The 4,831-nt window shown below is 47.9% G+C and carries 4 protein-coding genes; 1 reads left to right on the top strand and 3 read right to left on the bottom strand.

The window, feature by feature from the left end:
• Positions 1 to 195: 195 nt before the first annotated feature.
• Complete coding sequence (lepB, locus tag GSO_RS05120; protein WP_010489740.1) at positions 196 to 795, bottom strand: signal peptidase I; 600 nt, start codon at positions 793 to 795, stop codon at positions 196 to 198.
• 72 nt (positions 796 to 867) lie between these two features.
• On the bottom strand, positions 868 to 1,803 hold the full coding sequence (locus tag GSO_RS05115) for an ADP-ribosylglycohydrolase family protein (RefSeq protein WP_010489738.1): 936 nt from the start codon (positions 1,801 to 1,803) through the stop codon (positions 868 to 870).
• A 426-nt stretch (positions 1,804 to 2,229) separates the two neighbouring features.
• Here GSO_RS05115 and GSO_RS05110 point away from each other — a divergent pair, with 426 nt between their 5' ends.
• A complete protein-coding gene (locus GSO_RS05110) occupies positions 2,230 to 3,777 on the top strand; it encodes an ABC-F family ATP-binding cassette domain-containing protein (protein WP_010489736.1) in 1,548 nt (515 codons plus the stop codon).
• Between the two features lie 131 nt (positions 3,778 to 3,908).
• Here GSO_RS05110 and GSO_RS05105 read toward each other — a convergent pair whose 3' ends face one another.
• The gene (locus GSO_RS05105) at positions 3,909 to 4,655 is read right to left on the bottom strand and encodes a class I SAM-dependent methyltransferase (protein ID WP_010489734.1); all 747 of its coding nucleotides are present in this window, start codon (positions 4,653 to 4,655) and stop codon (positions 3,909 to 3,911) included.
• Positions 4,656 to 4,831: the final 176 nt, after the last annotated feature.

The following is a 4,831-nucleotide window of genomic DNA, read 5'->3' as shown; positions in this document are numbered from 1 at the left end:
CGCGCGACGGCCGCGAATGGTTCTGGCAGCCGCATCGTGTTCAAATGGCTGATTAAGATGGCTATTAAGAGGTGGAAGGCATTAATAGCTTTGATTCCGATTTAACGAATTGCTGGGAAGTGCACCTAAACTAAAAAACATCGTCAAGCCCAGCTTAGGGTCTGACGATGTTTTTTAATTGGGGAATAGCGTGTATCAGAAAATCTTCATCCGATTTAACGGCCAATACCGCCAAACAACGACTGATTGAATCTTGGACTTATCGACAAAGCCAAAATCACGACTGTCGTGGGAAACCAAACGATTGTCGCCCATCACGAAATATTTTCCGGCGGGTACTTTGGCTGATTTGGTTGACGAAAGCGTCTTGATATTGAAATCGTTGGTGAACTTAATACTGGACGGATCCAGTCCCTGTTGACTGGCCCATTTATTAATTTCATCACGTGAAAACTTATGATTCAAATAGGGTTCGGCAATTGCCTTGCCATTAACATACAGTTTGTCGTTTTTGGAACTCACCGTATCGCCTGGCATCCCGATAACCCGCTTGATGTAAAGCGACTTCGGCCGATCAGGCGCATTGATCACGACAATATCGTTGCGTTTAGGCTTCTTGATCCGAACGGAATATAACCGTTCATTATTCTCCAATGTCGGTTGCATCGATGTACCCTGCACCACATCTTTGCTTAGGACGTAACGCATCAGCAACTGAGACGCGAAGAAAATAACGACGAAAAGAAGCAGAAACTCAAGGATCGTTCTTAAGGCGGATTGATTGTTGTTTTTCAAAATGACACCTTCCGGTACAGATTAACCTTAGTCTACCACAAGCGTTCTATCCACGACTAGAAAGTTCGTCTTTCAATCATACTTCGGGAAAAAGCCGCTTTTTTCTGCTTGCCGACATAGGTCAACAATCTGGGCGTATTCAGCCAGCATCAAGCACCAGCGATGCGGCAAACTCGTGTAACCATAGGCCAAGCCTGCTAAGCCGCCGGTCAACGCGGCTGCGGTATCGGTCGCGCCGCCGAGCATAAGCGCATTTAAAACTGCATCATGATAATCCGGCCAGGTTTGGAGTGCGTGTAAGACCCGAGCCAATAAACTTAGAGGATCGGTGGCAGTGCCATCTGATGCCTGCGCTTCGAGGTTGGTTTGGAATGCAGCAAAAGCAGGTTGATAAGTTGGCTGATCCGCAAAGTATGCGGCGGTTTTGCTGATGCCGGTGGTGATTGCCGTGGGTAAGTCCGGCGCATCGGCCAGTAGTTCTATCGCAATTTGGGTATAAACGGCAGAAGCGACCATATTTTCAGGATCCAGATTGGTGAGCGTGACAAAATTTTGAAAGAGCCGGCTGCCTTCTGCTTTTTGGAACAGGTTGGTTTCAAATGTCTGGTAAGCAAAAAAGGCAAATGGCAACGTGCGAATCAAGGCTCCTGGTTCGTTAGGCGCCGCTGTGGCTTTTCCCGTGGTCAAGGTCGTTTCGACACTTGACCAAATATCAGGATTCCTTTTCCCATAGGGTGCGTACTCGCCGTTTTTGAACCAGGCTTGGTAGGCATTGACCAGTGCATCCTGGTCGAAACCATGCTGCAACGCATCCAGACCGGCCAGGGTAAGGCCTGTTTCATCTGAGTAAGTGCCGGCCGGCTGATTGAACGTGCCATAGCCCTTCATCCCAGTCACCGGCGAAGCGGCTAACTCAGCCTGCGTTTGGCCCTTGACCGGCAGTCCCAAAGCATCACCGATGGCAAAGCCAACCGTGGCGTGAATCAAACGTGATTCCATGATGCCCATTATTTGTCTCCTCCTTATATAAGAAAGCGCCCATTATGCATGTCGCAGGCACAGCATCAGCGGACGCTATGTTTGCCAGCGAGATGCGTCATGGGCAGCACCGATTAATCATAGACATAAAGTTATTATTTCCCTAGAAAAGAAGAAATTGCAAAAGATTTGCCTCGTTGTAAAACAACAGTGGCTGTGATAGCCTAGCAAGCAGTAGCTATTTTCAGAAAGCCAGCCTGCCAATTGTTTGATAAAAGCTTTGGTGTACGGCTAGCAAGGCAGCCAAGCACGTCGCGGTGAGCACGATTGAGCGTGTCCGTGATGCTTGGATTTCAGGAAAAAGTTGATCCATTTGACAAGATGCCCAGTAATGAGCAAAAGGTGCTGCCGGTATTTTAGTTGGATCAATGACGGTTCATAGATTAAGGAGAACGCATGAGTGTTTTAACCGTAACCGGGTTGTCGCAACGGTTTTTAGATAAAGTGTTATATCAAGATGCCAGCTTTCAGGTGAATATCGAGGACCATCTTGGCGTGATTGGCCAAAATGGGGTTGGCAAAAGTACGTTAATCAAGATTTTAACGGGAGCCTTGACGCCGGATGCCGGTAAAATCGTCTGGCAAAAGCATCTGCACGTCGGGTACTTAGACCAGTATGCTAACTTGGTGCCTGGCCAGACCGTGATCGAATTTTTGCGTACAGCCTTTGAGGGACTTTATCGCAAAGAGGCCAAAATGAATCAAATTTATGCAGACTATGCAACGAATCCAGACGACGCACTGTTAGCGAAGGCTGGCGAGCTGCAGCAGGAACTGGAAGCCGGCGATTTTTATGAACTTGAAACCACGATTCAAACTGTGGCGGAAGGTTTAGGCATCACTGCCATGGGGATGGATCATCCGGTTGACGCGCTTTCGGGTGGTCAGCGTTCAAAATTGATTTTGGCAAAATTACTGCTTGAAAAACCGGATATGCTCCTACTCGATGAACCGACCAATTACCTGGACGTGTCGCACATTGAATGGTTGACCAACTGGCTCCAGAACTTCGAAGGGGCATTTATTGTTATTTCTCACGATTTTGATTTCCTCGAAAATGTGACCAATGCAGTTTTGGATATTGAGTTCGGCCAGATCACGAAATACACTGGCACTTTGAAACAGGCCATGCGCCAAAAGGAAGCCGATCACGAAACGTACCTGAAGGCGTTCGCCAAGCAGCAGGAAACCATCAAGAAAACCGAAGCCTTTATCCGCAAGTTTAAGGCAGGGACGCGCGCCACAATGGCTAAAAGCCGCGAAAAGCAACTGGCACGCATGGACAAACTGACACCACCGGGCACCCGTTCCAAAGCCCACTTAGCGTTTCCTTACCTGCCAGTGAATCGGCAGATTTTGATTGATGTGAATAACTTGGTTGTTGGCTATAATCAACCATTGTTACAGCCAATCAATTTTTCGGTCGCAAAAGATCAGATTATCGCGTTTGAAGGGTTTAATGGCGTCGGTAAATCGACGTTATTAAAAACGATCCTCGGGTTAATTCCGGCCATTAGCGGCAGTGTCGAAATTGCCGACAACGTGGTCTTTGGGTATTACGAGCAGGAACTACATTGGGATCAACCTAAGCAAAGTCCGGTTCAATATTTGCAGCAGCGTTTCCCGGCGTTAACCCAAAAAGTTGTACGCCAAGTGCTGTCACGAACTGCTTTGACAAGTGAAGAGGCCAATAATCCGTTGACCATGCTGTCCGGAGGCGAACAGGCTAAAGTCAAATTGGCAGAACTCATGCTACAGACCACCAACATTCTGATTATGGATGAGCCGACCAACCATCTGGATGACGACACTAAGAACGCATTGCGCACCGGACTACAACAATATCCCGGCGCCGTCTTGCTCGTCTCACATGAGGCAGGCTTTTATGATCGTTCCTGGGTGGACACGGTCGTTAACGTGGAACAGTTACAAGTTAAGGCGTGATTCAATTTCCGTCTGAAGCAAATCAACTAGGCTAATTTACGCGAAAAAAGAGGCGCTACCGAAAATTGTCGGCGGTGCCTCTTTTTTGGGTATTTAGTTTGTATTGGAACGCGCAGTGGTATGCTGAATTGCTAATGATCCGAATGCCAAACCAGTTGCGTATAGGTATAAGTGAGATGATCGGTGACTGGCATGTGGGCATTTTCGTTTCCGGTCAGCGCCTTGGCAAGTTGGCTGGCCGCCTTTACACCGACAGGCACAGTTAGCTCAGGCAAAAGATCACTAATCGTTGTCTGCTCCTCAAGATGATAAGTCAGCGTATGTGCTTTGAACGGAACCTGGTGAGCGTGTAACCACTGTTGATAGCTGGCGACACGAGTAGGGTCTGCCTGATAAGCGACCGGCACGGCTTGGCCTAAATAAGTTAGCGCGCGATCCATCAAAGCGTCAGACTGTTCGGTTTGAAAGTTCAACACAACGCCTTGATTAGCCCAGTTGGTTAACAATGACAGTTCATTGGCCTCCAGCGTGGGTAACTGGCTAACAAAAATAAGATCGGGAGCAGGCAGCGTTTCGAGCTGATGCCAGTCAGCGGTTATGAAGTGCACTGATGTAGCATCATTGGCGGTCAGCCGTTGCTTTGCATAAGCCAGCATGGCAGAGGACCAATCGATTAACGTCAGTTGTTGGACATGCGCGGCGAAGCGAGCGGCATAACGGCCGGTTCCAGCTGCAAGGTCGACGAGTGACTTAGTCGGCAGCAGTCCTTCATCCAGCAGCCATGCGGTGACATCGCGAGCAACTGGCAAACGCGACGTTTCCTCAGCCGCAGCATAGTCTTCGGCAAATTGATTCCAAAAGGCACGATCTTCTTTCATGAAAAGATATTTCCCCTCTGAAAATTTTTTTGAAAAAGTTGTTGACTTAAACGGAGAACCTGCGTAGTATATTACGAGTTGTCAGTCATCAAAACATTTTAAACCGCACAGCGATTTAAAAAAAGATGTTGACAAAGGGTTGCCAATTTGATATTCTAATTGAGTTGTCGCTTGGC

The sequence above is a fragment of the Lacticaseibacillus zeae DSM 20178 = KCTC 3804 genome (assembly GCF_000260435.1).
Lineage (GTDB): Bacteria > Bacillota > Bacilli > Lactobacillales > Lactobacillaceae > Lacticaseibacillus > Lacticaseibacillus zeae.
This window is presented reverse-complemented; position numbering and strand designations above follow the sequence as displayed.

Excerpts from the sequence above, each read along its gene's own strand:
- GSO_RS05110 (WP_010489736.1), top strand. The coding sequence starts at position 2,230 with ATGAGTGTTTTAACCGTAACCGGGTTGTCGCAACGGTTTTTAGATAAA.
- GSO_RS05115 (WP_010489738.1), bottom strand. The coding sequence starts at position 1,803 with ATGGGCATCATGGAATCACGTTTGATTCACGCCACGGTTGGCTTTGCC.
- GSO_RS05105 (WP_010489734.1), bottom strand. The coding sequence starts at position 4,655 with ATGAAAGAAGATCGTGCCTTTTGGAATCAATTTGCCGAAGACTATGCT.